The organism is Marinobacter gelidimuriae (assembly GCF_000372805.1).
Classification (GTDB): Bacteria; Pseudomonadota; Gammaproteobacteria; order Pseudomonadales; family Oleiphilaceae; genus Marinobacter; species Marinobacter gelidimuriae.
This window is the reverse complement of record NZ_KB889843.1, coordinates 1-2,040: the sequence shown is the minus strand read 5'-3', so window position 1 is coordinate 2,040 and position 2,040 is coordinate 1. Positions and strand designations below refer to the sequence as shown.

Annotated in this window: 4 protein-coding genes; all 4 read left to right on the top strand. The window is 39.5% G+C overall.

The window, feature by feature from the left end; genetic code table 11:
- Positions 1-218 precede the first annotated feature (218 nt).
- The gene (locus A3OI_RS0103185; protein WP_018402896.1) at positions 219-776 is read left to right on the top strand and encodes a hypothetical protein; all 558 of its coding nucleotides are present in this window, start codon (positions 219-221) and stop codon (positions 774-776) included.
- Positions 777-823: 47 nt separating this feature from the next.
- Complete coding sequence (locus A3OI_RS0103180) at positions 824-1,219, top strand: hypothetical protein (protein WP_018402895.1); 396 nt, start codon at positions 824-826, stop codon at positions 1,217-1,219.
- A 161-nt stretch (positions 1,220-1,380) separates the two neighbouring features.
- Positions 1,381-1,671: a hypothetical protein gene (locus tag A3OI_RS0103175; protein WP_018402894.1), complete on the top strand. Its 291-nt coding sequence runs from the start codon at positions 1,381-1,383 to the stop codon at positions 1,669-1,671.
- A gap of 81 nt (positions 1,672-1,752) precedes the next feature.
- Complete coding sequence (locus tag A3OI_RS0103170; RefSeq protein WP_018402893.1) at positions 1,753-1,950, top strand: hypothetical protein; 198 nt, start codon at positions 1,753-1,755, stop codon at positions 1,948-1,950.
- The last annotated feature ends 90 nt before the right edge of the window (positions 1,951-2,040 follow it).

The window sequence follows — 2,040 nt, the reverse complement described above, 5'->3', positions numbered from 1 at the left end:
AGCACTGCTGCCATGGAACGTCAAACTAGAGCGGGTCTCAAAAAAAGTGCCGCAGTTCGACTGAGGGCAAGTGGGTCGGTTTAAGGGCGCTTACACCTTTTGTGCAAAAACATGCACAAAAGCCGCCATCAAAAATTTGCTCGGTGAGCTGGGCGTTAGGCGTTCATAACGTCCTGCGTCTAGCATATTTCAATCAAAAGGACATTGGAGAAAGTAGTATGAAAATAAAACACATGATTCCAGCTATTGCCATTTTGGCATTTATATCAGGCTGTAGCTCATCAAGTGACACGGATTTAATTAAAAATGGTGTATTGGAATTCAATAAAACACTAACGGTTGGAGAGGCGTTTGATAATTGGGGTGAGTGCCAACAAAAACAATGGAAAGAATTTAGCTCTGACAACGGACAACGAGTAGTGCAATTTAATTGTGTTGCACGAAATGCAGCCCCGTTTATGCAAAAAGTAAAATCAATACTCACCAATGAAAGTAAATACGATCATTTTGGCTTATCCGAAGTAACTGCTAATTTTCAATGGACAATTAACAAGGATGACTCATTCCAGCTTAATTATGTTGGAACAATATGGAAATGGAGTGATGGAAAAGCTAAAGAGGTAAAAGGAGAAGTAGGGCAAATGCTAAATTCTGTTTATAACAATGAAAGCACATTCGATCTTTCAAGTTTAGAAGATACCGAAAGTCTTGTTGCAGTAAAAACAGCTAGAGCATATGCCGACATGATGTATGTTCTATATGACTCAGCAAAATAGTAATAATTGCCTGCCCTTTTTAGGGCAGGCAATTATGGAGATTTAATATGAGTAAATATTGGATTGTTGGGGCAATGTTCGGTGGTAGCGATGATGCGTTTGATATATTCATTAAAAGAGGTTACTGGTATTGCTGGGAGCCAGATATTGAATATGATGGCGAAGCAGCAGTACAAAGACAACAGGAAAAAGTAAAGAAAATCGTGCCCGGAGATAGAATAGCGATCAAAAGAATGCTAGGAAGAGGAGCCTCTGATATTGAAATACGAGCTATAGGTATTGTCACTGATATTGATCATGAAGAATGGCGTATTTACGTTAAATGGTTGCTAGAGTTCGGTAATAAAAATCCACGTTTAGTACCATTGAATGGGGCGGCGGCATCTATTCACGGACCATATGAAGATAATGATCCATGGGTTCACAGAGTCTTCAGTATATAAAATCGCCTAACAATCAAAATTCACTCGGACAGCAAAAAGCGTCACTCCTCGTTCCTCGTCGCTATGCTTTTTGCTTCCGGTGATTTTGGGCGTTAGGCTACTGAAAACTGCCCAGTGTCTATATTCTAATTTTATTGGCAGCATAATTCAGGATTGTAATTATGAAAGTAGTATGGTCATTTTTTAATGTAGTAGCTATTGTCGTTATTAGTGCTTTATCAAACCTATACTTTATGAGTGATGGAACAATCCCAATCTGGAGGTTTGTCACAGCCATCCCTTACTTGACCCCTGAGCTCATAGCCGATGCCGCAGGAAAATTTTTATTTGCTTTATTTTTCGGTCTTTTCGGTTTCTTGTATAAGCCTCACCGAGTGTTAGGCTTTATACTAGTTTCATGGATTGGACTTTTTTTTATGGTTTACGTATCTTATTCTCAGATAATCCGTTAATGAAAATTAAATGCACCAATTGTGAATATCCTGAATAAAGATGGATATTTTATTCTACAGATACTTTAGAAAGGAATAATAGTGACTATCGCTGTAATCGGCTGGCAAATATTTATATTTATTACTATCGTTATCAGTGGGCGTAAAGCTGGCTGGGCTTCCGCATTTTGGGTAATCTGGACGCTTGTTCAGGTATATGCTTTGCCCTTGAGTGTCATTCAGTTTATCACAATTTTTATTGCGTACTCTATTGCACCAAAGGGCAGTAAAGAAACCTAATCGGGTAGCCGAGGGTATCTAACCCTCAGCCCCCACAACACCCTGCATGCGGGTCCGCACAGGGCGTTTCACTTAGGATAGTGAAGCTTG